The organism is Nonomuraea sp. NPDC049480 (genome assembly GCF_044465905.1).
Classification (GTDB): Bacteria; Actinomycetota; Actinomycetes; order Streptosporangiales; family Streptosporangiaceae; genus Nonomuraea.
Genome location: NZ_JBITMD010000003.1, coordinates 74844 through 100133, shown reverse-complemented (window position 1 = coordinate 100133; position 25290 = coordinate 74844). Strand labels below are relative to the sequence as shown.

The following is a 25290-nucleotide window of genomic DNA, read 5'->3' as shown; positions in this document are numbered from 1 at the left end:
AACAGGAGATATCCATGTTGGTGCACGACCACACCCTCTACATCGATGGGGAGTGGACCGAGCCGCTGGCCACGACGACCGTTCCGGTCATCGAGGCCGCCACCGAGGAGCCGCTCGGCGCCATCGCCGACGCCGGCCCCAAGGACGTCGACCGCGCTGTCGAGGCCGCCCGCCGCGCCCAAGGACCGTGGGTGGCCACGGCGCCGGCGGAGCGTGCCGAGCTGATGGAACGGCTGGCGGACTCCGTCGAGAGCCGGGCCAAGGAGCTCAGCGAGCTGGTGTCCCGGCAGAACGGCATGCCGCTCGCGCTGTCCGAGCAGGCCAACGTCACGGCCCTGGCCGGGACCCTGCGTTACTACGCCGCACTCGCCCGGGCCGGCTTCGACGACGAGACCCGCACCGCGCTGTCCTATCAAGGGCACGTCCGCATCCAGCGCGAACCCGTCGGCGTGGTCGCCGTGATCGTGCCGTGGAACTACCCTCTCGCCCTGACCGCCATGAAACTCGCGCCCGCGCTCGCCGCCGGCTGCACGGTCGTCCTCAAGCCCGCCCCCGAGACCTCGCTCGACAGCCGGCTCCTCATGGAGGCGGTGGCCGAGGCCGGCCTGCCGGCCGGAGTGGTCAACCTCCTCACCGGAGGGCGGGACACCGGCGAGGCGCTGGTCAGGCATCCGGGAGTCGACAAGGTGGCGTTCACCGGCTCGACTCCGGCCGGACGCGCCATCGGCGCCATCTGCGGCGAGGCGCTCAAGCCGGTGACCCTCGAGCTGGGCGGCAAGTCCGCGGCCGTGGTACTGCGTGACGCGGACCTCTCCCAGGTGATCCAGGGCCTGGGCTTCCTGTCCTTCGTCAACGCCGGCCAGTCCTGCTTCCTCAACTCCCGGGTGCTGGCGCCGCGCGAGCGGTACGACGAGGTCGTGGACGGCCTCGCCGGCGTCGCACGGTCGTTCCGCGTCGGCGACCCCCTGGACCCGTCCACCACGATGGGCCCGCTCGTCAGCCGGCGCCAGCGGGAACGCGTCGAGTCCTACGTCGAGAGCGGGCGGTCGGAAGGCGCACGCCTGGTGACCGGTGGCGGCAGGCCGGCGGACCGGCCGCGGGGCTGGTTCATGGAGCCTGCCGTCTTCGCCGACGTCGACAACGCGATGAGCGTCGCCCGAGAAGAGATCTTCGGCCCGGTCGTGTGCGTGATCCCGTACGACACTGAGGAGGAGGCGATCGGAATCGCCAACGACTCCGACTACGGGCTGGCCGGCAGCGTCTGGAGCTCCGACACCGGACACGCGCTGGCCGTGGCGCGCCGCATCGAGACCGGCAGCATCGGGCTCAACATGTGGACCCTCGATCCGGGCTCCCCGTTCGGCGGGTGGAAGGCCAGCGGCATCGGCAAGGAATACGGGCCCGAGGGCCTGGCGGCCTACTTCCGCACCAAGTCCATCTTCGTACCCGGGGAGGGGATGTGAAGATCACTGCCGCCGTGCCGCGGGGCCCGCGGCAACCGTTCGTCCTGGAAGAGGTGGAACTGGCCGAGCCGGACGACGGGGAGATCCTCGTTCGCATGGTCGCCATCGACGCGCAGGACCTGATCGCCGGCGGGAAGACGGTACGCGGCTCCATCGAGGGGGACGCCGTGCCCGCTGGCTTCCTGCCCAGACTCCCGCGCATGCGGGCCAACGGCTCGTTGCCGGTGGAGAAGCTGATCATCACCTATCCGTTCGAGGAGATCGGGCAGGCGGTGGCGCGGGCAGGCGTCGCCGTCGAACCCGTCCTGGTCTTCTGAGAAATGCGCTGGAGCGAGAACATGGCCTTGCAGGAGATCGACCCCCGGACGCCGGTGCTCGTGGGCGCCGGGCAGTCATCCGAACGGCTCGGCGAGCCCGGATACCGGCAGCTCTCCCCCGTCGAGCTGGCCGCGGCCGCGGCTCGTGACGCGATCGCCGACACCGGCGCGGACGTCACGGCGGTCGCCTCCGCCATCGACACCGTGGCAGGGGTGCGGCAGTTCGAGATCTCCACGCCCGGCGCCCGCGCCCCGCTCGGCAAGTCCAGCAACTACCCCCGCTCGGTCGCCCGGCGAGTGGGGGCGGACCCCCGTCGCGCGATCCTCGACGTGGCAGGCGGGCAGTCCCCGCAGCACCTGGTCAACGAGCTCGCCGCGACGATCGCGGCAGGCTCGTCCCAGGCGGCCCTGATCGTCGGATCCGAGGCGATCTCGACGATCCAGCACCTCGCCAAGGCCGAGAACAAGCCGGACTTCAGCGAGAACGTCGAAGGTGACCTGGAGGACCGCGGCTACGGCCTCAAGGGCCTGGTCTCCCAGCTGCACGTCACCCATGGTCTGACGGACGCGCCCAGTCAGTACGCGTTGTTCGAGAACGCGCGCCGGGCCAGGCTGAAGCAGCGCAAGGAGGAGTACGCCGCCGACATGGGGGCGTTGTTCGCGCCCTTCACCAAGATCGCCGCGGCCAACCCGCACGCGGCCGCGCCCACGGAGCGAAGCGCCGAGGAGCTCGTCACTCCCACGCCGGACAACCGGCTCATCGCCGAGCCGTACACCCGTTTCCTCGTCGCGCGGGACAAGGTCAACCAGGGCGCGGCCGTGCTGCTGATGTCTGTGGCCACGGCCCGGCGGCTCGGCGTGCCGGAGGAGAAGTGGGTGTTCCTGCACGGGCACGCGGACCTGCGTGAGCGCGACCTGCTCGACCGGGCCGACCTCAGCCTCAGCCCCGCCGCCGTCCTGGCCGCCCGGCACGCCCTGGAACTCGCGGGGATCGGCGTGTCCGACCTGACCACCATCGACCTGTACAGCTGCTTCCCCATCGCCGTGTCGAACATCTGCGACGGACTCGGCCTGCCCGCCGACGATCCGCGCGGCCTCACCGTCACCGGGGGCCTGCCGTTCTTCGGCGGGGCAGGCAACAACTACTCGATGCACGCCATAGCCGAGACCGTCCGGGGCCTTCGCGATCAGCCTGGCGCCTACGGGCTGATAGGCGCGAACGGCGGAACCCTGAGCAAGTATTCGGTCGGCGTCTACTCGACCAGCCCCGCCGAGTGGCGCCCGGACGGCAGCGCCGGCCTCCAGGCCGAGATCGACGCCTGGCCGTCCGTCGAGCAGGCCGTCCACGCCGACGGCTGGGGCACGATCGAGACCTGCACCGTCAAACATGACCGCGGCGGTGGCCGTACCGGCATCGTGATCGGGCGGCTGGAGGCCGACGGCCGCCGGTTCCTGGCGATGACGGCCGACGGCGACGAGGACATCCTCGACCTGCTCGGCGGCGGCGAGGCCATCGGCTGCCGCGTGTACGTCCGCTCCTTCGGCTTCGGCAACCGCGCGACGGTCAGCGACACCAGGATGGAGGAGCTGTTCCCGGCCAGGCCCGCCGGGTTCCGCGACGACTACGAGCACGTGCACGTGCGCCGCGACGGTCACGTCCTCGAGATCACCATCAACCGGCCGGAAAGCCGCAACAGTCTCCACCCGCCCGCCAACGACGAGCTCGACCAGGTCTTCGACGCCTACTTCGCCGACCCGGACCTGTGGGTGGCGATCCTCACCGGCGCCGGCGACAAGGCGTTCTCGGCGGGCAACGACCTGCGGTATTCGGCCTCCGGCAAGCCGATGTGGGTGCCGAAGAACGGCTTCGCGGGGCTGACCGCCCGCCGCGGCATGCGCAAGCCCGTCATCGCGGCCGTGAACGGCTTCGCGATGGGCGGCGGCTTCGAGATCGCCCTGGCCTGCCATCTCGTGGTGGCCGACGCCACCGCGCTCTTCGCGCTCAGCGAGGTCAAGGTCGGCCTGGTCGCCGGTGCGGGCGGGCTGGTGCGGCTGCCTCGGGCACTGCCCCAGAAGCTGGCCGGCGAAATGATCCTCACCGGCCGCCGCCTCACCGCGGCGCAAGCCCTGGAGCACGGTCTGGTGAACCGGGTGACCGAGCCGGGGCGAGCGCTGGAGGGTGCCCGCGAGCTCGCACGGGAGATCCTGGAGGGATCGCCCACCTCGATCCGGGCCTCCCTTCAGATCATGGACGAGACGCAGGCGATCCCCGATGTGATCGATGCCGTCACCCATCCGTCGCAGGCGCTCGACGAGCTGATGGTCAGCGAGGACGCCATCGAGGGCATCACCGCCTTCGCCCAGAAGCGCCGCCCTCAGTGGCGCAACCGCTGAGACGGAGAGCAGCGGCGAGCATGATCCGCGACCCTGGTCCGCCGCGACGACGTCATCGGGAATCAAGAGTTTCCCTATGAGGGTGCCCCCGGGCATACACAGAAATCAGGGAACAATTCAGCTGCGCCGTCATCGGCGTCGCCGACGAACTCAAGGGCGTCACGGTCATGGCTGCCCTCCGACCCGGGTGCGCGGGGAGGCGCGGCGAGAACTGGAGCAGCATCGCGAGAACTATCTGGCGCGCTACAACGCGATGGGTGACATGGCGATGGCCATTGCCCACGAGTTGGGCCAGCCGCTCGCCGCGGCCGGCAACTTCTCGCCGGGATCCGGGCGCGCACCGAGTCCCTGGTGGCGAACGGCCGGCTGGCCGGCGAGGCCGGCGGTCAACTGCGGTACGGCCTTGAGAGTGTCAGCCGTCAGATCGAGCGAGCCGCAACGATCGTCAACACGCTGCGGGCATTCGTCGGCCATCTGGAGCACGTCGAGCTGCTTGTGCGGGCGCTGGTGGTGAGCACCGCACAGGCGGATGACGCCACTGCGTCCGTCAGCGGGACGAACCTCGGCGATCAAGGCCCGCCTCCGCCAGGAAGACCCCCAGATTGTTGTCCGGCGAGGCCGAGCAGGCATTCGTCGAGTCCCGGCGATGCGGTGAGCGACAGCCCCAGCGGAAGCCCTCCGGCCGTCAGGGCCGGCAGGCTCAGCGCGGGCGCCCCCGCGATCGGAGCCAGGCACGTCAGCCGGACGACCGCGAGCCGATCGGCCGGCGCCGCACCCAGCCGGGGCGCGGGCACCGGCGTCGTCGGCAGGGCGACCACGGTTGCCCGCAGCACCCGGTGCAGGAGATCGGCCACCTCCTTGAGGGCCTCCTCCGCCTCGGCGTGCTCATCGGCGCTGATCGCCTCCGCCGCGGCGAAGCGCGCGGCGACGCCGGGCCCGAAGCGAGGCCGTTCCCTCCGGATCCATTCACCATGGCAGGCCCACGCCTCGGCCCCCTGGACGACCGCGAACGCCGCCCGTGCCCCCTCCCACCCCTCCGCCCCACCGAACAGCGGTTCCTCCTCGACCTCGATGCCGAGCGCCCGGGCACCGGCCATCACGGCGTCGCGCACCTCCGCACCGACCGGCAGATCCGCCGGCACCAGCACCCGCTCGAACCCGGGCGCGCGATCCGCGGGCGTGACGGCGGCTCGCGGGTGGACCGGAGGGCCTATTGGCCTCGGCACCCGCTCCGAGTGGTTCGCGGGCGGGTCGAGGAGGGCCGTCGCGGCGGTGCGGAGGAGGGAAGGGTCGCGGGCGATGAGGCCCGGGGTGTCGAAGGAGGGGGCAAGGGGGACGATGCCGGAGCGGGGAGCGCGGGAGTGGGTGGGGCGGAAGCCGATCAGGGAGGTGTAGGAGGCGGGGACGCGGATCGAGCCGGCCGTGTCGGTGCCCAGGGCCAGGTCGGCCAGGTTCGCCGCGACGGCCGAGCCGGAGCCGCTGGAGGAGCCGCCGGGCAGGCGGCCGGGGGCGGCGGGGTTCTCCGGCGTGCCGTAGTGGGCGTTGGTGCCGGCGAGGCTGTAGGCGAGTTCGTCGGTGTGGGTCTTGCCGATCACGGTGAAGCCCGCGGAGCGGAGGCGGGCGACGGCCTCGGCGTCGCGGCCGGGAACGGGGTGGGTCTCGCGCCAGCGCGGATGGCCCGCTCCGGTGGGAAGGCCCGCGACGTCGATGACGTCCTTGACCGCCAGCCGGCGGCCCGCGGCCGCCTCGGAGACGGGCAGCCAGGGGACGAAGGCGGATTCCGCGGTCAAAGGTACTCCAGGGTGGGCTTGGGAACGGCGAAGTGAACACCCTTGACGATATCGACGACCTGGGAGACGTGCAGGTGGGCGGCGGCGCTCAGATAGGCGAGGGCAATAGGCGCGGGAAGGCCGTATCGGGCGCCGAGCAGGGCCAGCGCGGACCGGGTGGCCTTGCGGACCGCCTCGTCGAGGTCCTCGTCCAGGCCCAGCAGGAGATGCTCGGCGCCGGTGTCGGCGTAGGGGGCGGCGAGCGCGGCGGCCAGGGAACGAGTGGCGGCGTCGGAGTGCAGGGTCAGCCGGAGGGTGGCGCGCAGCGGGGCCTCGAACGCGGTCAGTGCGACCTCGCCGTCGCCCATCGCGAAGTGCGGGTCGCCCGCGTAGAACATCGCTCCGGACACCTGGACGGGCAGGAACAGCCGGGCTCCGACGCCCAGCGGGCCGACGTCGAGGTTGCCGCCATGCGGACCGGGCGGAACGGAGTGCACGGGCCTGCCGGTGGCGGGTGCGACCCCCATGATGCCGAGGAATTCGCGGAGCGGGAAGGTGAGGCGGCGGCCGTCGCCGACCGCTATCGCCCCCCGGCCGCCCTCGACGGTCGCGATCGTGCAGACCGGCGGCACCGGGACGGCAGGATCCCAGCCGTCCGGGGCCAAGGGCATCTCGCCGGGCAGCGCGCCCTTGCCGTGACGGTTGCTGATGACTCCGTAGGGGGCGCGCCGCCGCAGCTCCAGGATCTCGACCTCCAGGACGTCCCCCGGCAGTGCGCCCTCGACCTCGATCGGCCCGGTGACGACGTGCGGTCCATGGACGAGCGGGTCGTGCGTCCCGGAGCGGGCCAGTTCCGCGGCGTCGTCGAGGACCGCGCCGATCCCGGCGGCGGCGAAGAACGCGGCGGGGTCGCGCCCTTGATCCTCCAGCAGGCCCTCATGGCTGATCGTGTCGAGGCACACGACCGTGCCCGAGACGACCCTGCTGACCGGCGGGCTGACCGCGTTCGGCAGCAGGCCCCAGGAGACCTCGCCAGGCTCGGCCGGAAGGTACACATCGCCCGATGTCGCGCCGCGACCAGGCTGTAGTAGGTTCGTCAAAGGGTTCCGATCATCGGCAGAGAATGGTCGTATACAACCATCCAGGTGCGAGCAGCGCCAGGCCGCGAGGGGGAATGTGAGCGCAAGCACCCGCAGGATGTCGCCGCAGCAGGTGTGCCGCGCGATCCGCGACGACGTGATCCGCGGCACCTTCCTGCCTGGTCAGCGCCTCACCGAGGAGGGCCTGGCCGAGCGGTACGGGGTCTCCCGGGTTCCGGTGCGCGAGGCGCTGCGCACGCTGGAGGCCGAGGGCTTCGTCCTGTCCCGCCCCTATGTCGGTACCTTCGTCGCCGAGCTCTCCGACGACGAGGCCGCCGACCTCCTGGAGATCCGTGCCCTCCTGGAGCCCCTCGGCGCCGCCCGAGCCGCGCTCCGCCGCACCCCCGAACAGCTCGGCCGCCTGAAGGAGCTGACCTCGCTGGGGCTCGAGGCCGTCGGCGAAGGCCGGCTCGACGAGGTGACCCGGCTCAACAGCCGCTTCCACGAGGTGCTCGCCGAGGCCTCCGGGAGCACCACCCTCAGACATCTCATCACCCAGCTCAGCCAGAAGATCGCCTGGGTCTACGCGGTCGAGCTGCCGCGCCGCGCCCATGACTCCTGGCACGAGCACGAGCAGATCTGCGCCGCCCTGGAGGCGGGAGACCCCGAGCGCGTCCGCCGGGTGGTCGCCGATCACATCGCCCAGGCGACCTCCGCCTACCGTCGGCGGCCCTGCCGCTGAAACGGGTGTATACGATCCTGGGATGACCTTGAGGACGCGCCCTCCTCCTCGCCGGCGCCGGCCATCTGGCGGGCCTCTGCAACGCCGTCGCAGGCGGCGGCACCCTGCTGCCCTCGGGGCGCGGCCCTATTCGCCGACCAGCTGCTGCTCTCCCGGCTGCTGGTGAGCCTGGGGACAGGGAGGACGGGGGCCTGCCGCTCGCTGCGGGGATCTTCCTGACGCTCTGTATACGACGCAGATTTCGTGGGCGACCTCGGCATCATCCTGCCGACCGTCCTCATGCTCGGGTCAGTGCCGACGTCCAGTACCTCAATGCCGTGAAGGCGCTGTTGTCGCTGGTCGTCGACACCGTCGCCATGCTGGTGTCCGTCCTGTTCGCAAGCGTGAACTGACTGGCTGTCCTCATCATCGGGCCGGCGTGCCTGCTCGGCCGCGGGCCGGCGGCTGTCGCGACGGCTGCGGCCCGCGGTGCTGCGCCCCTGATGAGGGTGTTCGGCCTGGTCGTCGGTCCGCCTGCTGGAGGTGGGCCCGAAACACACCGGCAATATTTCGCTCCCCGCAGGGAAACGCGGCGATTGTATACATTGCTCGCCAGCTACTTCGCACCCCCCGATGGAGATACCGACATGGCCCTTGGAACCCTGCGCACGGCCGCGATCTGCGCGTCGGTCCTAGCCCTCGCCGCCACCGGCTGCTCCGCCGAGAAGACGGACGCCGCGACCTCCGGCAAGACCAAGGTGGGGGTCCTCATCCCCGGCTCGATCTCCGACGCCGGCTACATGCAGTCCGCCTACGAGGGCATCGAGCGGATCAAAAAGGACCTCGGCGGACAGGTGGAGATCACCTATGTGGAGAAGGTCGCGCCCGCCGACTACCAGCAGGCCCTCGTCCGGTTCGCCCAGACCTCCCAGCTCGTCATCTCCATCGGCGGCCAGACCGACGCCGACGTCCGCCGCGCCGCCCAGCAGTTTCCGGCCGTCAAGTTCGTCGAGGTGGGCGGCCCGCCGACCCCGACGGCCAACCTCGCGGCCTACGACCCCAAGCAGGACGACGCCGCGTTCCTCGCCGGCGCCTATGCCGCGCTCATCTCCAAGAAGGGCAAGGTCGGCTTCGTCGCGGGCCTGGAGATCCCGCCGATCGTCGCCGTGGCCAAGCAGTTCGAGGCGGGCGCCAATCACGCCAGGCCCGGCATCACCGTGCTGCCCCCGCAGTACACCGGCGACTTCGACGACGTGGCCAAAGCCAAGCAGGCCGTGACCGCCGACGCGGGCGCCGGCGGCGACGTCTTCTACCAGATCCTCAACAGCGGTCTACAAGGCATGCTCCAGGGCGCCAAGGAGACCGGCACCAAGGTACTCGGCGGCCCGCTCGTCCAGCAGTGCTCCACCGACGCCGCGTTCGCCGGGTTCACCAAATCCGACATCGGCTTCGCCACCGAGTACGGAGTCAAGCAGCTGGTCGCCGGCACCTGGAAGGCCGAGGCCAAGCCGTTCGGCCTCGGCTCGGGCACCGGCGCCTCCGGCATCGTGCTCTGCGGAGCCGACGCGACCGTCACCGCCAAGATCGACCAGATCAGCGCCGACCTGGCCGCCGGGAAGATCAAGACGAGCTGATGGCAGCCCGCCCGCTGACGGCCGCGGCCGTCGCCGAGCAGGTCCGGACCGGCGGCCTCGCCCCGATGGACCTGGTCGAGGAGTTCCTCGCGCACGCTGCCCGCATCGAGCCCGAAATCCACGCCTTCTGCACCCTTGACGCCGAGGGTGCCAGGAAGGCCGCCGCCGATCTGGGGCGCAGGATCGCCGGCGGCGAGGACCCGGGACCGCTGGCCGGGGTGCCGGTCGGTATCAAGGACCTCGTCTGTACCCGGGGCCTGCGCACCACGTTCGGGTCGGCCGCCTACCGCGACCATGTCCCGGACGAGGACGACATCGCGGTGGAGCGGCTGCGCGCCGCCGGCGCGATCGTGGTCGGCAAGACCAACACCTCGGAGTTCGGGTACGCGGCGGTCGGCGACAACCTCATCTTCCCCTCGACCCGCAACCCGTGGAACACCGCGCTGAGCCCCGGCGGATCCAGTGCGGGCTCGGCCGCCGCGGTCGCGGCCGGACTGGTGCCGCTGGCGCTCGGCAGCGACGGCGGCGGCTCCATCCGGATCCCCGCCGCGCTCTGCGGAACGGTCGGCTTCAAGCCGTCAATGGGCCGCATCCCCGCCTACCCCGGATGCAAGGACGAAAGGCTCCCTGGCGTATCGAGCTGGGACGCCCTAGAACATCTGGGCCCCCTGACCCGCACCGTCGCCGACGCCGCCCTCGCCTACGCGGTCCTCACCGGCCCCGACCCTCGCGACCGCTTCAGCCTGCCTGCCGCCTCGGCGACCGTGACCCGGCGTCCGCTCGACGGCCTGCGCGTGGGGCTCTCCTACGACTGGGGCTATGCCGCGGTCGAACCGGAGATCCGGGTGCTGGCCGGCCGGTCCGCCGAGGTCTTCGAGGGGCTCGGGTGCGTGGTCGAGGAGGCCGATCCCGGCTTTCCCGATCCGTTCGCCGCGTTCGGCGCGATGATCGCCAACGAGACCGATCTGCGGGGTCTGCGGGAACTCGCGCTCAAACATGAGCCGGCTCCCTATCTCAGGAACCTGCTCGACCGGCCCTGGACGGCAGAGGACTTCACCGACGCCCGCGCCGTCCGGCAGCGCGTCTGCAGGACCATGGCCGCCCACATGAAACGCTTCGACCTGCTGCTGACCCCGACCTCGCCGGTCACGGCGTTCGCCCCGGGGAACATCGGCCCGACCGTCATCGACGGCCGCGACGTCGACCCGTCCGCGTGGCTGTCGATGACGCTCCCGCTCAACCTGACCGGCCAGCCCGCGATCTCGCTGCCCGCCGGACTCACCGCCGACGGTCTCCCCGTCGGGATCCAGCTCGTCGGCCGGCATCTCGCCGACCTCGACGTCCTGAACGCGGCGTTCGCCTTCGAAGAGGCCGCACCCTGGCCGGTCCTGTGAACGGGCGGTCAGCCCGCCGCGACGAGGTTACCGAGCTCCCTCTTGCCCGGCGCACCGCGGCCGCGTCGCGGCCGGCGTCAGCCGGAGCGCCCCTCGGGGCATGGCCGCCAGCGGCCCTAACACCGCTAAGGGAGTGCCTGATGAATCCTGCCTTGGAGCTGACCGGCGTCGGCAAGACCTACGGCAACGTGCGCGCTCTGGACGGCGTCGATCTGATGATCCGCGCGGGTGAGGTGCACTGCGTGCTGGGCGAGAACGGCGCCGGGAAGTCGACGCTCTGCAATCTCGTCTACGGCGCGGCCGCGCTGGAGGAGGGCGAGATGCGCCTCTACGGCGAGCCCTACCGCCCGCGCCGCCCCGCCGATGCACTGAAGCATGGCATCGCCATGGTCCACCAGCATTTCAGCCTGGTCCCGACCCTGACGGTCGCCGAGAACCTCCTGCTCCGCGATGGCCTGCGCCTCCGCCTCCCGACCAGAGAGCTCAAGGCTCGCGTAGCCGAGATCGAGTCCTCCTACGGCCTGTCGGTCGACCTGACCGCTCGCGCCGCCAACCTCCCCGTAGGCGAACGCCAGTCGGTGGAAATCGTCAAGGCCCTTCTCAGCTCTCCCCGCCTGATCCTTCTCGACGAGCCCACCGCCGTCCTGGGCCCCACCGAAGTCCAGTCCCTCATGGCCACCTGCCGCAGAATCGCCGCCGCCGACCACGCCGTCCTCCTCATCACCCACAAACTCGGCGAAATCGAATCCGCCGGCGACACCGCCACAGTCCTGCGCGGCGGCCGGGTGGCCGGCACCGGCCCCCTCACCAGCCTGGGCCGCGACCACCTCGTCTCCCTCATGCTCGGCCGCCCTTTGACCGACCTGAACCCCCTCCTCACCGCCGGCCTCGACCTGCCCGCCCCGTCCCTGCCGGCTATCCCCTCGGCATCCCCGGCCCCGCGGCACGCTCCCGCCGCCGCGTCGTCCGAGTCCTCGCTCTCGCGTAGCGCTGACGCCGTCGCGTCGGCCGGAGGCTCGGGGCCGGGCGGCGCTGAGGCTGAGGCGTTGGCCGGGGTTGCGATCGAGGGGGTGCGCGTCGTCCGGCGAGATGGGAGTGCGGCAGTCGACGGAGTCGACCTGCGGATCGGAGCCGGCGAGATCGTCGGGATCGCGGGGGTGGAGGGCAACGGGCAGAGCGAGCTCGTGGCGTTTCTGAGCGGGGCGCTGGATGCCGAGGGGCGCTTCAGCGTCGGCGGAGTGGAGCTGAGCGGGGTCGGTCCGGGACGGCGGACCGCGGCCGGGGTCGGGGTGATTCCCGAGGATCGGCATCACGAGGGGTGCGTGCCCGGAATGAGCGTCGCGGAGAACCTCTTCCTCGGGGAGCTGGCGCGGTTCCGGCGGCGAGGGCTGCTCGATCGGAAGGCTCTGCACGCCGAGGCGGCTCGGGTGATCGAGCGGCATGGCATCAAGGCCGCGGGGCCCGCGGCGGCGATGGCGACGCTGTCGGGCGGCAACCAGCAGAAGGTGGTCCTCGCCCGGGAACTGGCCATCCGTCCGCTGCGCTTCCTCGTGGCGGCACAGCCGACGCGCGGCCTCGACCTCGGCGCGGTGGACACAGTCCTGGACCGGATCCGGCGCGCCGCCGAGGATGGTGCGGCCGTGCTGGTCGTCTCCAGCGAGCTGTCCGAGCTGCTGGCCCTCTGCGACCGGGTGATGGTCGCCTACCGGGGCCGCCTCCTCGGCCCCGTCCCCTGCTCGGCGCCGAGCGCGCGCGCTGAGATCGGCGATCTCATGGTGGGAGTGGCCTCATGACGAGGGCCCTGAGCGACTCCGAAGGCCGCGCCGAACAGCAGCCGCCTCCCGGCGCCGCCTCCCTGACCAGGCGAAGCGCCCGAGGTGGAACCTGGCTCGCCCGCCGCGTCGCGAACGTTCTGCGGATCGAGCGGGCGGGGCGGACCGGGCGGATGGTGCGGGACCTGCTGGTTTATGCGGGGGCGGTGGGGGCTGCGCTCGCCGTCGGGGTTCCACTGGTGGTCGGTAGCGGGGCCTCCGTCGGGGAGGCCGCTGGTGCGCTGGCCGAGGGTATGGCCGGGACTCCCTATGCGCTGGGCAGTGCGCTGAACGCCGCGGCCGTGCTCGCTCTGATCGCGGCCGGGTTCACCGTCGCCTACCGGGCGGGGCTGGTCAATATCGGGAGTGAGGGGCAGCTGGGGGTCGGCGGGATCGGCGCGACCGCGGTCGGGGTGAACCTGCCCGACGCGACACCCGCCGTCTTGGCAGTGCCACTCGTGCTGGGGGCCGGGTTCTGCGCCGGAGCGGCGTGGGCCGCGATCGCGGCCTGGCTGAAGGCGCGGCGCGGGGTCAACGAGGTCATCACCACGCTGCTGCTGAACTTCGTCGGGCTGGGCCTGGTCTCGTTGGCCGTCCACGAGGAGGGGCTACTGCGGCAGCCCGTGACCTCGGCCGACACGCTGCCACAGTCCGAGCCGCTCGCAGCGGGGGCCCGGCTGCCGCTGCTCGTCCTGACCGGGTCGCCGGCGACCATCGCGGTGCTGGTGGCAGTGGCGGCGACCGTCGTCACCGGGATCGTCCTGCGCAGGACGGCGACCGGCACCCGGCTGACCGCGGTGGGCCTGTCGGCCCCCGCCGCCCGGCGGCTCGGGCTGCCGGTAGCCCGCCTCCAGATCGGCGCGCTGGCCTCCGCGGGCGGCCTCTCCGGGACGGCCGGAGCCGCCCTCGTCGCGACCGTCCCCTATGTGCTCGCCGAGAACTTCACCTCCGGCTACGGCTTCGCCGGACTCGTCGTCGGCCTGCTGGCCCGCCGCTCGCTGACGGCCGTCGCCGGGATCTCCCTGCTGTTCGGCATGCTCGCCTCCGGCGGGATCAACCTCCAGCTCGCGGCCGGGGTACCGGCCTCCTCGGTCCAGGTCGTCCAGAGCGTCCTCATCATCGTCATCGCCGGAGCGATGATCCTCAGAAAGGAGACCGCCCGGTGAGCGCAGTGGGAGAACTGCTCGAAGGAGGCGTACGCCTGGCCATCCCGCTGCTGGTGGCCTCCTCGGGGGAACTGGTCAGCGAGCGCGCCGGAGTCCTCAACCTCAGCGTCGAAGGCATGATGCTGACCGGCGCGTTCGCCGGGGCGGTCGGTGCCCACCAGAGCGGCAGCGCCCTGGTCGGCGTCGGCTGCGCGCTCGCCGCAGGGCTGCTGGTCGCGCTCCTTCAGGCCGTCCTCAGCGTGACACTCAGAGCCGACCAGATCGTCACCGGGATCGCCGCCAACGCGCTCGCGCTCGGCGCCACCACCTACGGCACCCGGCTGATCTTCACCCAGGACCGGTCGGTGCCGGGCTTCGACCCGGTGAAGATCCCCCTGCTCCACGAGATCCCGTTCCTGGGTCCCGCCCTGTTCGAGCAGACCGCCCTCGGCTACGTCTCGTTCGCCCTGGTGGCCGCGCTGGCCGTCCTGTTCGGCCGGCGGACGGGCCTCGGCCTCGCGGTCAGCGCGATCGGCGAGGACGCCGCCACCGCCGACCGCTCCGGGCTGCCCGTCACCGCGCTCCGCTACGGCGCGGTCCTGCTGACCGGCCTGACCTCGGCGCTGGCCGGGGCGCACCTGGCCCTCTCCGACGTGCACGCTTTCACCGAGAACCTCACCTCCGGCGCGGGCTACCTCGCCGTGGTCGCGGTCATCGCCGGGCGCTGGCGGGCCTGGCCGACCCTGTTCGCCTGCCTGTTCTTCGGCGTCGCCCAGGCCCTCCAGTTCGCCGCCCCGGCGTTCGGCATCCATCTGCCGACGGCCGTCCTCGTCATGTCCCCCTATTTGCTGGCGCTGCTCGCGGTCAGCGGCCTGACCGGCGCCAGCCGGTCGCCGTCCGCGCTCACCCTGCCCTTCGTCCGAGAGGCCCGTGCCTGATGACGCCGATCCTGACCCGCCCGGGATCCGGCGGAGATCACCTATCCGAAGACGAGCGGCGCGGTCCGGCGGGCCCACGCGGCCTGGCCAGGGGGAGAGCGGTCCTGCCCGCCGCGCCCACCCCGGCTGCCCTGTAGGTGCCGAAACCCCTATCCATGGGTTGTGACCTGCCGGTTCTCGACACATCTGAAGACCACGAGGCGGGGTACGCCAGGATGATGCATGGTGCTGCTGCGACTGCCCTGCCTGGCGCTCACGAGCCTGTTCGCCGTCGTACGCCTCACCCGATCCGACCGGGCGTTCCTCGCCGCGTTGCTTCCACCGCCTCCCCCGGCTCAGGCTGCGACAGCTCCACCTGATCGTCTCCCCCCGGACACCGTCCTACGCTGGCACCGCGACCTACTACGCCGCCACCACGCCAAGGCATCCCGCCCGAAACGGCCTGGCCGAACACCGAGCCCGCACCTCAGCGCGACCGCGTCCTCAGCGCCACCGCCCATTCCACCGCAGCCTGGACCACCCAACTCGCGAGGAACCTCATCATGGACCTCCACGACGTGGGCGCCACGGCGAAGTACCTTGTAGCTGACCTTCTCCTGCCGGCGAAATCATCACAGGTCAGTGTCAGCGGCAGCGTCGAGACAAAGCATCGGCTTGTGGGCTTGTCGGCCGTCCGGATGACGATCGCGGCATCCGGCGTGGAGAACCGCACGCGCTGCGCGTGGCACGAGGGCTGGGAGAGGTGCACCCTGAGCTCGACCAGCTGACCACCGGTGGTCAGCAGTCGCGTTGGCATGCGTGAAAGACCTCGATGCCGGCCTACCCGAACGTCGCGACCGTGCCGGGCGGGCGCGAGCCTGATCGTGCCCGCCGCCGGCGGATGTCCGGAATCTGCAAGCGGCCAGGTCTTCCACGGGAAAGACGGCACCGGCCCCTCCAGGATTCACTTCCGGGAAACAAGCGACGAAAGGGGCCGTTCACATGCCCGACATGCCTACCGGAGAGTTCTGGAAGGATCTCAAGCCGATCGAGAACTCCTTCCGCCCCGACGCTCTGCCCGAGGTCTACCTGTCCAAGGTGGCCACCGACGACGACCGCTACTACGTGCCGTTCACCGAGACTGTCGGCTCCCGACCGTTGTGGATCAACGTCAAGGACAACAGCTGGGCCGACATCCTGCGCGCCAAGGAGGCGGGGCTGGTCAACCGGCATTACCACCCGCACGAGGTGTTCGCGTACACGATCTCCGGCAAGTGGGGCTACCTGGAGCGGCCCTGGACGGCGACCGCGGGCGACTTCGTCTACGAGGCCCCGGGCGAGGGGCACACACTGATCGCCTACGACAGCGACGAGCCGATGAAGACATTCTTCATCGTCAAGGGCCCGCTCATCTGGCTGGACGAGCACGGCGACCCCGACGGCTTCTTCGACGTGCACGACTACATCAAGATGTGCCGCGAGCACTACGAGAAGGTCGGGATCGGCGCCGACTACGTCGACTCCCTGTTCCGCTGAGCCGCGGCGCACCCCCCTTGAAGTGAGACCGTCATGACTGACACCACTGCAGCGCCGGAAGCCCGCGCGGCCGACCGGTACGAGATCCGCCTGCTCGTCATCCTCTTCCTGTCCTTCGGGTTCGTCTTCTTCGACCGTCAGGCGCTGTCGTTCCTGGCGCCGTACATGAACGAAGACTTCGGCCTGTCCAACGCCGAACTCGGAACCCTCTCCGGCGTGCTCGCGCTCACCTGGGCACTGGCCGGCATGTTCGCCGGCCGCCTGTCCGACGCGCTCGGCCGGCGCAAGCCGATTCTGATCGTGACCGTGGTGCTGTTCTCGCTGTTCTCCGCCTCGTCCGGGCTCATGGGCGGATTCGCCGGGCTGCTCGTGGCGCGGGCGCTGATGGGCACGGCCGAGGGCGCGGTGCTGCCGATGGCGCAGTCTCTGATGGTCGAGGCGTCCCGGGAGAGCCGCCGGGGCCTCAACATGGGCCTGCTGCAGGGCTCGTCGGCAGGACTGCTCGGCGGCATCCTGGCGCCGCTGGTCGTGGTGTGGATCGCGGAGACATACGACTGGCGCGTCGCCTTCTACGTCACGATCATCCCTGGGCTGGTCATGGCCGCGCTCATCTGGAAGTTCGTGCGCGAGCGGTCTCCGCGAACGCCGGCCAAAGCGCCCCAGGAAAAGGCGGCAGCGGTCAAGGTGCCGCTGGGCGAGGTGCTCAAGCTGCGCAACATCGTCGTGTGCATGCTCATCGCCTGCTGCTACCTCACCTGGTTCGTCACCATCATCACCTTCACCCCGACGTATCTGACCTCGGTCAAGGGCTTCAGTCCCGGCACGATGAGTGGCGTCATGACCTGTCTGGGGGTGGCGTGGGTGCTGTGGGGATTCGCGACCCCGGCCATCTCCGACCGGATCGGTCGCAAACCGGCGCTGATCGGGTTCACGGTGCTCGCGGTGTGCTGCCCGCTCGCCGTAGTTTACGTCGAGAGCCCCGTGCTGCTCGGCGCGATCATGGTGGTCACCTACACCGGGCTCGGCTGCTTCACGCTGTTCATGGCCACGATCCCGGCCGAGACGGTGCCGCGCGGCGCGCTGGCCACGGCGCTCGGCGTGATCATGGGTGTGGGCGAGCTGGCCGGAGGCTTTCTCGGACCGATGGTCGCGGGCTGGGCGTCCGACCAGTGGGGGCTGCAGGCCGCGATGTTCATCGCCGCAGGTGGCGCGCTGGTCGTGGTGGCGCTGTGCTTCGCGCTGAAGGAGACGGCTCCCGCCGTGCTGCGCCGCCGGGCGGCCGCATGAGGGCGGTGCTCTGGTACGGGGCCAAGGACGTCCGCGTCGAGGACGTCCCGGTGACGCCACCCGGCCCCGGCGAGGTGACGATCGAGGTGGCGTACTGCGGAATCTGCGGCAGCGACCTTCATGAATACGCCGACGGGCCGCACGCCGTCCCCGTGGGCGAGGCACACCCGGAGTCCGGCGTGGCCGCTCCGCTCATCCTGGGGCACGAGTTCTGCGGCACCGTCACCGAGATCGGCAGCGGTGTCACCGGCCTCGTCCCGGGGGACCGGGTGGCGGTGGAGCCGCATTACCGGTGCGGTCGCTGCCCACGGTGTCTGGCAGGGGAGTACAACATCTGCCGGCACTTCGGGTTCGCCGGGCTCATGGGGCACGGCGGGCTGGCCGAGCACGCCACCGTGCCCGCGTACATGCTGCACCGGCTGCCCGAGCCGGTCTCCTTGGAGCAGGCAGCGGTGTTCGAGCCGGCCGCCGTCGCCCTGCACGCGGTGCGCCGGGCCGGGATCCGCCCCGGCGAGAGCGTCGCCGTTCTCGGCCTGGGCCCGATCGGGCTGCTCGTCACCCAGCTCGCCGCACGGTACGGCGCCGGGCGCATCGTCGCCGCCGACCGGTCCCCGGCTCGCCGCGAGATGGCTCTGCGCCTGGGAGCCGCCGAGACCGGCGCGGACCTCGCCGGCCTGGCCGGCGGCGAGGGGGCGGACGTCACGTTCGAGGTGGTCGGCTCACAGGACACCCTGCGTGCCTGCCTGGCCGCCACCAGGCGGGGCGGGCGGGTGATGTTGCTCGGTCTGACCGGCACGGTCAGTGTGGACGCCTTCGCCCTGGTGAACAACGAGCAGACGATCATGACCAGCGTGGGATACCGCGACGTCTATCCGGAGCTGATCCGCATGGTGGCCGAGGAGGGCGTGGACTTGGCCGGGATCGTCACCTCCACCATCCCTCTGGAGCACGTCGTACGTGATGGATTCGAGGCGCTGTTGCGCGGACAGGAGCAGGTCAAAGTGCTGGTACGACCTGGGGAGCAGCGGTGGTGAGCGGGGAGTTCGCGGGGCGGCGGGCGTTCGTGACCGGGGGCACCTCGGGGATCGGTGCGGCCACGGCCGTGCTCCTCGCCGAGTTGGGCGCCGACGTGACCGCCTTGGGCCTGCCGCCCGCCGACCCCGGCGATCTGCCCGGCCACCCGCGCGTCCGCGTGGTGGAGCACGACGTGCTGGATCGTGCCGGGCTGACCGGCCTGCTGTCTGCGGGCGAGCCGCTGGACGCGTTGGTGAACTGCGCGGGCGTCAGCCACGACCGCGAGGAGTACGACCTCGCCCGCTGGCAGCGGGTCATCGAGATCAACCTCACCGCTGTCATGGTCGCCTGCCAGGCCGCCCGCCCGTCCCTGGCCGAGAATGGCGGCGCCATCGTGAACGTCTCGTCCATGTTCGCCTTCTCGGGTAGCCGGGACCGGCCCGCCTACAGCGCGAGCAAGGGCGGCGTCTCCCAGCTCACCAAGTCGCTGGCGGCCGAGTACGCCGCCGACGGCATCAGGGTCAACGCCGTCGCGCCCGGCTTCGTGATCACCCCGCTGGCCCGGGGCGTGCTCGACGATCCCCAGGCCACGGCCCAGGTCCTGGCCCGCATCCCGGCCGGGCGTCTCGGGCAGCCGGGCGAGGTCGCCTCGGTGGTGGCTTTCCTGTGCTCGGCGGCGGCCTCATACGTCACCGGCGCGGTCGTCCCTGTGGATGGGGGCTACCTGGCGGTGTGACCCGTCACCTAAGCTGATTTCCCCTGACATGCACGAACACCAGGAGGTCGCATGTCCGCCCTCTCCGTGATCTCCCAGGCCACCACCGAGCACGTCGAACCCTCCGAGCGCATCCATTACTGGGAGGACTACACTCGCAAGGCGCTGGTGGGCCTGTCCTGCACCTCCTACTCCGAGCAGGGCCTGCTGGCCAGGCAGACCAACATCGAGCTGGGCGAGCTGCGCCTGGCCGACATCGCCGGCAACGCCCACGCCATCGAGCGCAGCCCGCAGACGGTCAGATCGACGCCCAAGGACTCGGTGTTCGCGACCCTGCTGGTCAAGGGGGAGGCGGTGTTCCTGCACGAGAACGGCTGCCTCGCGGCCACAGCGGGCGAACTGGTCGTCTACGACACGCGCCGGCCGTACCTGTTCGGGTTCTCCTCCCCCATGCGGCAGATTCTGGTGGACGTGCCACGTGACCTGTTCGCGCAGGCGTGCGTAGGAGGCGGATTGCCCGGGCCGATGCTGTTCGGGCGAGGCACGGCGCGGGAGGGCGCGCTCGTGGCCGCGCTGAGCTCCCTGCTCGGCGGGCTGGCCGCCTTGCGTGACAGGCACGATCCCGGCGACGCCGAACGTGCCGTGCTCGACTTGCTCAGGCAGCTCGCCGAGGAGCGTACGGGCGGGCGGACGGGGCCCGACGCCTATCAGTCGCAGCTCATCGTGGCCGAGGACTACATCGAGCGCCACCTGCACGACCCCTGTCTCGGAGCCTCTCAGGTGGCCGGGGTCATGGGCATCTCGGTACGGCATCTGGCGCGGATCTTCGAGTCGACCGGTAGGTCGCCGGCGCGGTACATCATGGAGCGGCGCCTGGTCCGGGCGCATCAGGAGCTCACCGGACCCGGGGCGCGGCGGACCACGATCGCCGACGTCGCGCACCGGTGGGGGTTCTCCAGCCAGGCCCACTTCGCCCGCCTCTTCCGCGCCAGGTTCAGCCTCACCCCGAGCGAGGCCCGCGGGGAGACGACGAAGCCGATCGCGTAAACGGAGGAGACACGCCTCCCGTAGCGCGAGCGGTGCGGGCAAGGTTCGCCCACATGAGCCGGGGCGTGTCCCGGCATCCGGTCGTGACCTGCGCCGGCGCGCCGGCGCAGGTCACGCAGCGCCTGGGCCAGGTCGGCCAGCGAGCCGTCCCACCGCGTCCTCGGACGGTTCGCTCGCGTTCGCCTTCCCGGTCCCCACCTGACGCATCACGTGCGCCTTTCCCCAGACGCTCACCCCGACGGTCTTCAGCCAACGCAGCTCTGGGGCGGTTTGACGTCCCCCGCAGGGCGACGCCGAAGCTCCTCGCGCATGCCCACTCCACCTGCGGGGTCCGGAGGTGTCGCGAACGTGCGCGCAGGGCCAACCATCCTGCACGGTCCGACCAACCTCGCGCGCGGTCGTGGACAGAGGATCAAGCAAATGCTCGAGTGGCCGCGCTCTGATACGGGCTGGTTGTTCCAGCGCGCGCTCGGCCTGTGTTCGATCGAGAGGTAAAGGTGAATGACGATCAATCCCTCACGGTCACGAATCGCTGAGCGGCGATTCACCACCCTGATCCGAGGCTTGGGGATCGGTTTGGCGCTTATCGCGCTGACCAACAGCCCCGCGATGGGTGTCGCCCATTCGGACGCCGGCCCACACCACATGACTGTGTCCAAGGCAGTACTCGTGCCGGTCAACGTTCCGGATACGACGCCCCTCGCCGCTGCCGCGGTCGACCTGTCGCAATACGGCTACTCGGAGCGCGAGTACTACGCCGAAGGCTCTGCTCATCGCTACCGCGGCGCTGTTTCCAACTCGCTCAAGACAGCCGAGATCATCGACGCAGGGTGGCATTACAAGACGCGTGTGCTCGTCCGTACTCCCCGGCCGGGCGCCTTCAACGGAACCCTGGTCGTCGAGTGGGCGAACGTGACGGTGGGTCAGGACATCGACTTCGCCTGGGCTGAGTCCTACGACCACCTGATGCGTGCCGGGTACGCCGTCGCGGTGGTGTCGGCGCAGCGGGTCGGCGTCGAGCAGCTCAAGCGCTGGAGCCCAGCGCGTTACGGTGACCTCGACGTGGCTGCCGACAACACAGATCCCGCCACGAACGGTCCCGTTGACGTATGCGGCATGCCGAATTGCGCCCAAGTCGACCCCCTGTCCTGGGACGTGATGACGCAGGTCGCGGCCTCGCTCAAGGCGAACAAGGCACCGGCGCAGCCGCTTCCCGGTCGGGTGGTGAAGCGCGTCCTGGCCATGGGCGAGTCGCAATCAGCAGGCCGTTTGAGCACTTACTACAACGCCATTCAGCCTCTGTACGGGTTTTTCGATGGGTTCGTCTTCCTCGATCGCGCCAGCCGACTGCGCGCGGACCTGCGGACACCGGCAGTGAGTGTCGACTCGGAGGCGTGGTCCACCATGTTTCCCGCCAAGACGGTCGGGTCCTCGTTCGTGCGCCACTGGGAGGTCGCCGGGTCGTCCCACGCCTCACTGGACGCTGGAACCTATGTCGATCGGATGGTTCTGCGCGACCAGTCGATCATGGGGCCGTCAGGACCGCTGTCGTTCTCGAGCGCCATCGGTGACTGCGCGATCAAGCCCTATTTCAGTGCGGTGAACACCAAGGTCGTCCTCAATGCCGCTGTCGAGTCCGTCAACCGCTGGGTCACCACCGGTAAGCCAGCCGCCCCCAGCTCGTACTTCGACCGCGCACCGGCAGGCTCGATCGCGCGCGACAGGGATGGACAGGTGGTCGGTGGCGTTCGACTGCCGAGCTTCACCGCACCGACGAGTGCCAACCATGCCGGGAACATCGGCGCCGGGTTGTGCTTCCTGGTCGGAGCACACGTGCCTTACTCCGCTGACCAGCTTCACGACATGTATGGCACCCATAAGCGGTACCTGAAGCAGGTCGACGCGGCTCTCAAGGTGGCAAAGCAGGATGGTTACGTGCTCCCTCGCGACGCATGGGCAATCCGATCTGAAGCCGCCCGATCCTCGGTAGGGAGCTGAGAGGTGGTTCCGGCCTCGCCAGTCTGCGTGGCGAGGCCGCACCATTGCCGGGTCAACGGCCGACGACGTGGATCCGAGTGCTCCGCACGCGGCCCCGCTCACCTCGGTCGATGAACGGTGGCAACCGTCACCCTCCGTCCCACCAGCCGGCGTCGTCAACCTCCGTAGTGCAGCCAGACGGACTTGAGTTCGGTGTACGCGTCGATCGCCCACGGACCCATCTCTCGGCCCCATCCCGAGGCCTTGTAACCGCCCCACGGTGCAGCCATGTCCGGGATTGGCGGCATGTTGACGAAGACGGCACCGGCCTTGATGCCGTTGGCGAGCCGCTGCGACATCGCGAGATCCTTCGTCCAGATCGTCGCGGCAAGGCCATATTCAGTGTCGTTCGCGCGGGCGAGCAGGTGGTCGAGTTCGGCGTCACCGTCGTACGTCGTGATCGCGAGCACCGGGCCGAAGATCTCCTCGCGCATGATCGTCATCTCGTCGTTCACTCCGGAAAACAGCGTCGGCTCGAAGAAGTAACCGTCACCGTCGACCGGGCTCCCCCCGGTGACCAGCTCAGCACCCTCCTCCACGCCTGTGCGCACGAGACGATCGACGTGGTCGCGGTGCCGGCTGGAGACGAGTGGCCCAAGAGCCGTGGACTCGTCGGCCCCAGGTCCGAGGCGCAGGGAACCCATGCCCGCGGCGAGCTTGTCGACGAACTCCGCCTCACGTGCCTTGTCCACGTAGAACCGGGTGTACGCCGCACACACCTGTCCCGTGTTCAGCGTCCCGCCGAGCAAGTTCCCCCCGACAGCCGCGTCGATGTTGGCGTCGCGCGCGATGATGCTCGGCGCTTTTCCGCCGAGTTCGAGCGTGAGCCGCTTGAGATTGGATTCCGCGCTGGCGATCGTGATCCGCCGGCCGACCGCTGTCGAGCCGGTGTAGGACAGGTGGTCGACGTCGGGGTGCCGGCTCAGCAGTTCGCCCACCGACCCGTCGCCGGTGACGATGTTGACCACGCCCGGGGGGAAGCCCGCCTCGGCGCAGAGCTGGACGAGTCGCAGGCTGGTCAGCGGCGTCACTTCGCTGGGTTTGATCACCACGGTGTTCCCGGTGGCGAGGGCCGGAGCCAGTTTCCAGGCCAGGATCATCAGCGGGAAGTTCCAGGGCGTGACCAGCGCGTTGACTCCGATGGGCTCGCGCTTGGTGTAGTGCAGGGTCTCCGGGAAGGAAACCGGGTTCACGGTCCCCTGCACCTTGGTCACCCACCCGGCGTAGTAGCGGAAGTGTTCCGCGGCGCCGGCGACGGAGACCGCTCGGGAGATGCCGATCGGCTGGCCCTGGTCCCGCGTCTCCAGCTGGGCCAGCTCCTCGGCGTTCTCCTCGATCAGGGCGGCGAGACGAAAGAGTAGCGCTGCACGCTGCACCGGAAGGAGCCCGGTCCAATCGGCGCCCCCCAGCGCGGCGCGCGCGGCCGCCACGGCCGCGTCGACGTCGCCTCGCGAGGCGACTCCGACTTCCGTGATCGTCTCGCCGGTGGCGGGATCCAAAGTCTCGAAGGACCCGCCCGACGCAAACACCCACTCACCTTCGATGAACAGCTTCTCGGTCATCATGCTCTCCTGTCGCCCACAACTTGATGTCCGGCCCAGTATCGGTAGGCGGCGAACGTGGGGGCTTGGATCTGCGTGCCGACCTGTTGGCAATGGCCGCAACGCGTCGGGCTACCCGGTGTCCGCGTCGGGCTACCCGGTGTCAGCCGGCGGTGATCCGGCCGCGTACCTCGCCCAGGCCCCCTGTCCAGTACATCGACGCGAACGGTGGGCGCGAGATCACGTGCCCGTTCAAGGCCACGTCGAGGCGGACGTCGAGTCCCCACGGAGAGCCGCTGCTGTCGTCCAGGTACTCCGCCGGCCGCGGGTCCCGCGCGGGCGGGGCGACCCTCGCTGTGTCCAAGGCCGCCAGCGGCACGATCCGCGGCGAGATCGATGTGTGGAACGACTTTCCCAGGAACGGACCGAGGGGCACGTACTCCCACGCTTGGATGTCGCACCCCAGCTAGGAGCCGCACATGGTGGAGATCAAGACGCCGGTCTCCCGCTGGAAGCAGGTTGCCGAGTACCTCAAAGAGCGGATCTTTGACGGCACCTTCCCAGCCGGGCAGCCGCTTTCCTCTGAGCAGCAGCTAGCGGAGGAGTTCGGCCTATCCCGCCCCACCATCCGCAACGCGATCAACGAGCTCAAGACGGCGGGCTTGGTCGAGGTCAAGCGACCCTTGGGGACGTTCGTCCGTTCCACGCATGCGCGGCCCGCGTGTAGCGATGACAGAGGGCTGGTCCAGTCGCCGGAGGGCTACTCCGACAAGTGCGACCTGACGTGGCAGGACCTCGATACGCCGTCCGTCGTCCGTCAGAACGCCACGGTGACGCATGCCGACTATCTAGGCATTCCCACCGGCGAACCCATGCTGGTCCGCTCCGTCATGCAGAGCTGCGGAGATACGCGCCGCCTCCACCGAATCCTTCTCCCGTTCAGCGTTGCGGCGGAGACCCCATGGGCGGACGACGCCTCGCTTCCGGACGCCCATGCCCTGGGCCGACACTCTCCAAGCCGTTCCAGGAACCCAGCTTCTGCACATCACCAGAATTACTCTGAACAAAGATCGTCCCTTGCTCATGGAGGAGTTCATAGCGCGCGGTGATGCGCTCGAAGTCGCCTACCCGCTGCCTGTCACGAAGTCAGCCCGTTAGCGCATCCCGCAGATAGGGTGATGATCCCCACCTCCGCGAAGGATGGCCTCATGGCGGAACTGATCGAGGTTCACACGACGATCGAAGGTAAGGAGAAGGCCGTCGAGCTGGCGCACGCCATTCTCCGTGCCGGACTCGCCGCCTCCATTGACCTCTCGCCTGTGACGAGAATCATCCGCTGGGAAAGCGGGATCGAGGAGACGAGCGCCTGGAAGCTCGCGGCTCTCACGGTCAACACGCGACTCGCCGCTCTTGAAAAGCGTAGTAGAGCCGCCCCCTTCCGTCTCGGTGCTGCGTGTGGCGCTTGGCCG

The 25290-nt window shown here is 70.4% G+C and carries 21 protein-coding genes and 2 pseudogenes; 18 read left to right on the top strand and 5 right to left on the bottom strand.

Annotated features, from left to right (window positions below; translation table 11 throughout):
* Positions 1-14 precede the first annotated feature (14 nt).
* The 3 genes from ACIBX3_RS10195 to ACIBX3_RS10185 are packed head-to-tail and all read left to right on the top strand — an operon-like array spanning position 15 to position 4174.
* Positions 15-1463, top strand: a complete 1449-nt coding sequence (locus ACIBX3_RS10195; protein ID WP_397115221.1) for an aldehyde dehydrogenase — start codon at positions 15-17, stop codon at positions 1461-1463.
* Positions 1460-1780: a hypothetical protein gene (locus ACIBX3_RS10190; RefSeq protein WP_397115219.1), complete on the top strand. Its 321-nt coding sequence runs from the start codon at positions 1460-1462 to the stop codon at positions 1778-1780. Before ACIBX3_RS10195 ends, ACIBX3_RS10190 begins: the two co-directional genes overlap by 4 nt.
* A gap of 21 nt (positions 1781-1801) precedes the next feature.
* Entirely contained in the window at positions 1802-4174 is a 2373-nt protein-coding gene (locus ACIBX3_RS10185) for an acetyl-CoA acetyltransferase (protein WP_397115217.1), read from the top strand.
* A gap of 243 nt (positions 4175-4417) precedes the next feature.
* Here ACIBX3_RS10185 and ACIBX3_RS10180 read toward each other — a convergent pair whose 3' ends face one another.
* Genes ACIBX3_RS10180 through ACIBX3_RS10170 form a run of 3 tightly spaced genes read right to left on the bottom strand, consistent with a single transcriptional unit; the run spans position 4418 to position 6998 of the window.
* A complete protein-coding gene (locus ACIBX3_RS10180; protein WP_397115215.1) occupies positions 4418-4747 on the bottom strand; it encodes a hypothetical protein in 330 nt (109 codons plus the stop codon).
* Entirely contained in the window at positions 4744-5964 is a 1221-nt protein-coding gene (locus ACIBX3_RS10175; RefSeq protein ID WP_397115213.1) for an amidase family protein, read from the bottom strand. Before ACIBX3_RS10175 ends, ACIBX3_RS10180 begins: the two co-directional genes overlap by 4 nt.
* Complete coding sequence (locus ACIBX3_RS10170; protein ID WP_397115211.1) at positions 5961-6998, bottom strand: acetamidase/formamidase family protein; 1038 nt, start codon at positions 6996-6998, stop codon at positions 5961-5963. Before ACIBX3_RS10170 ends, ACIBX3_RS10175 begins: the two co-directional genes overlap by 4 nt.
* A 121-nt stretch (positions 6999-7119) precedes the next feature.
* Between ACIBX3_RS10170 and ACIBX3_RS10165 the strand changes: the two genes are divergently transcribed.
* From ACIBX3_RS10165 to ACIBX3_RS10105, 13 genes are all read left to right on the top strand, one after another.
* Positions 7120-7764 (top strand): GntR family transcriptional regulator, encoded by a 645-nt coding sequence (locus tag ACIBX3_RS10165; RefSeq protein WP_397115209.1) that lies wholly within the window; start codon positions 7120-7122, stop codon positions 7762-7764.
* Between the two features lie 626 nt (positions 7765-8390).
* Positions 8391-9377, top strand: a complete 987-nt coding sequence (locus ACIBX3_RS10160) for a BMP family protein (protein WP_397115207.1) — start codon at positions 8391-8393, stop codon at positions 9375-9377.
* Positions 9377-10771 carry an amidase gene (locus ACIBX3_RS10155; RefSeq protein WP_397115205.1) on the top strand — a complete coding sequence of 465 codons (1395 nt, stop codon included), beginning with the start codon at positions 9377-9379 and terminating at the stop codon, positions 10769-10771. The genes ACIBX3_RS10160 and ACIBX3_RS10155 overlap by 1 nt, the downstream gene beginning before the upstream one ends.
* Positions 10772-10911: 140 nt before the next feature.
* On the top strand, positions 10912-12564 hold the full coding sequence (locus ACIBX3_RS10150; RefSeq protein WP_397115203.1) for an ABC transporter ATP-binding protein: 1653 nt from the start codon (positions 10912-10914) through the stop codon (positions 12562-12564).
* Positions 12561-13748, top strand: a complete 1188-nt coding sequence (locus tag ACIBX3_RS10145; RefSeq protein WP_397115201.1) for an ABC transporter permease — start codon at positions 12561-12563, stop codon at positions 13746-13748. The genes ACIBX3_RS10150 and ACIBX3_RS10145 overlap by 4 nt, the downstream gene beginning before the upstream one ends.
* Entirely contained in the window at positions 13745-14665 is a 921-nt protein-coding gene (locus tag ACIBX3_RS10140; RefSeq protein WP_397115199.1) for an ABC transporter permease, read from the top strand. Before ACIBX3_RS10145 ends, ACIBX3_RS10140 begins: the two co-directional genes overlap by 4 nt.
* A 542-nt stretch (positions 14666-15207) precedes the next feature.
* On the top strand, positions 15208-15432 hold the full coding sequence (locus tag ACIBX3_RS10135) for a hypothetical protein (protein ID WP_397115197.1): 225 nt from the start codon (positions 15208-15210) through the stop codon (positions 15430-15432).
* A 214-nt stretch (positions 15433-15646) separates the two neighbouring features.
* Entirely contained in the window at positions 15647-16180 is a 534-nt protein-coding gene (locus ACIBX3_RS10130) for a 2,4'-dihydroxyacetophenone dioxygenase family protein (RefSeq protein ID WP_397115195.1), read from the top strand.
* 33 nt (positions 16181-16213) lie between these two features.
* The gene (locus ACIBX3_RS10125; RefSeq protein WP_397115193.1) at positions 16214-17467 is read left to right on the top strand and encodes an MFS transporter; all 1254 of its coding nucleotides are present in this window, start codon (positions 16214-16216) and stop codon (positions 17465-17467) included.
* Positions 17464-18501 carry a 2,3-butanediol dehydrogenase gene (locus ACIBX3_RS10120; protein ID WP_397115191.1) on the top strand — a complete coding sequence of 346 codons (1038 nt, stop codon included), beginning with the start codon at positions 17464-17466 and terminating at the stop codon, positions 18499-18501. Before ACIBX3_RS10125 ends, ACIBX3_RS10120 begins: the two co-directional genes overlap by 4 nt.
* Positions 18498-19217, top strand: coding sequence for an SDR family NAD(P)-dependent oxidoreductase (locus ACIBX3_RS10115; protein WP_397115189.1), 720 nt, complete (start codon positions 18498-18500; stop codon positions 19215-19217). The genes ACIBX3_RS10120 and ACIBX3_RS10115 overlap by 4 nt, the downstream gene beginning before the upstream one ends.
* A gap of 51 nt (positions 19218-19268) precedes the next feature.
* Positions 19269-20243, top strand: coding sequence for a helix-turn-helix domain-containing protein (locus tag ACIBX3_RS10110; protein ID WP_397115187.1), 975 nt, complete (start codon positions 19269-19271; stop codon positions 20241-20243).
* A gap of 501 nt (positions 20244-20744) precedes the next feature.
* Positions 20745-22241 carry an alpha/beta hydrolase domain-containing protein gene (locus ACIBX3_RS10105; protein ID WP_397115185.1) on the top strand — a complete coding sequence of 499 codons (1497 nt, stop codon included), beginning with the start codon at positions 20745-20747 and terminating at the stop codon, positions 22239-22241.
* 155 nt (positions 22242-22396) lie between these two features.
* Here ACIBX3_RS10105 and ACIBX3_RS10100 read toward each other — a convergent pair whose 3' ends face one another.
* Together ACIBX3_RS10100 and ACIBX3_RS10095 are read right to left on the bottom strand one after the other, a co-directional pair.
* Positions 22397-23842, bottom strand: coding sequence for an aldehyde dehydrogenase family protein (locus tag ACIBX3_RS10100; protein ID WP_397115183.1), 1446 nt, complete (start codon positions 23840-23842; stop codon positions 22397-22399).
* 184 nt (positions 23843-24026) lie between these two features.
* Positions 24027-24278: pseudogene (locus tag ACIBX3_RS10095) on the bottom strand (fumarylacetoacetase); the annotation flags it as partial.
* Positions 24279-24300: 22 nt separating this feature from the next.
* Between ACIBX3_RS10095 and ACIBX3_RS10090 the strand changes: the two are divergent.
* Together ACIBX3_RS10090 and cutA are read left to right on the top strand one after the other, a co-directional pair.
* The gene (locus tag ACIBX3_RS10090; protein ID WP_397115181.1) at positions 24301-24930 is read left to right on the top strand and encodes a GntR family transcriptional regulator; all 630 of its coding nucleotides are present in this window, start codon (positions 24301-24303) and stop codon (positions 24928-24930) included.
* A gap of 69 nt (positions 24931-24999) precedes the next feature.
* Positions 25000-25185, top strand: a pseudogene (cutA, locus tag ACIBX3_RS10085) (divalent cation tolerance protein CutA); the annotation flags it as partial.
* Positions 25186-25290 lie beyond the last annotated feature (105 nt).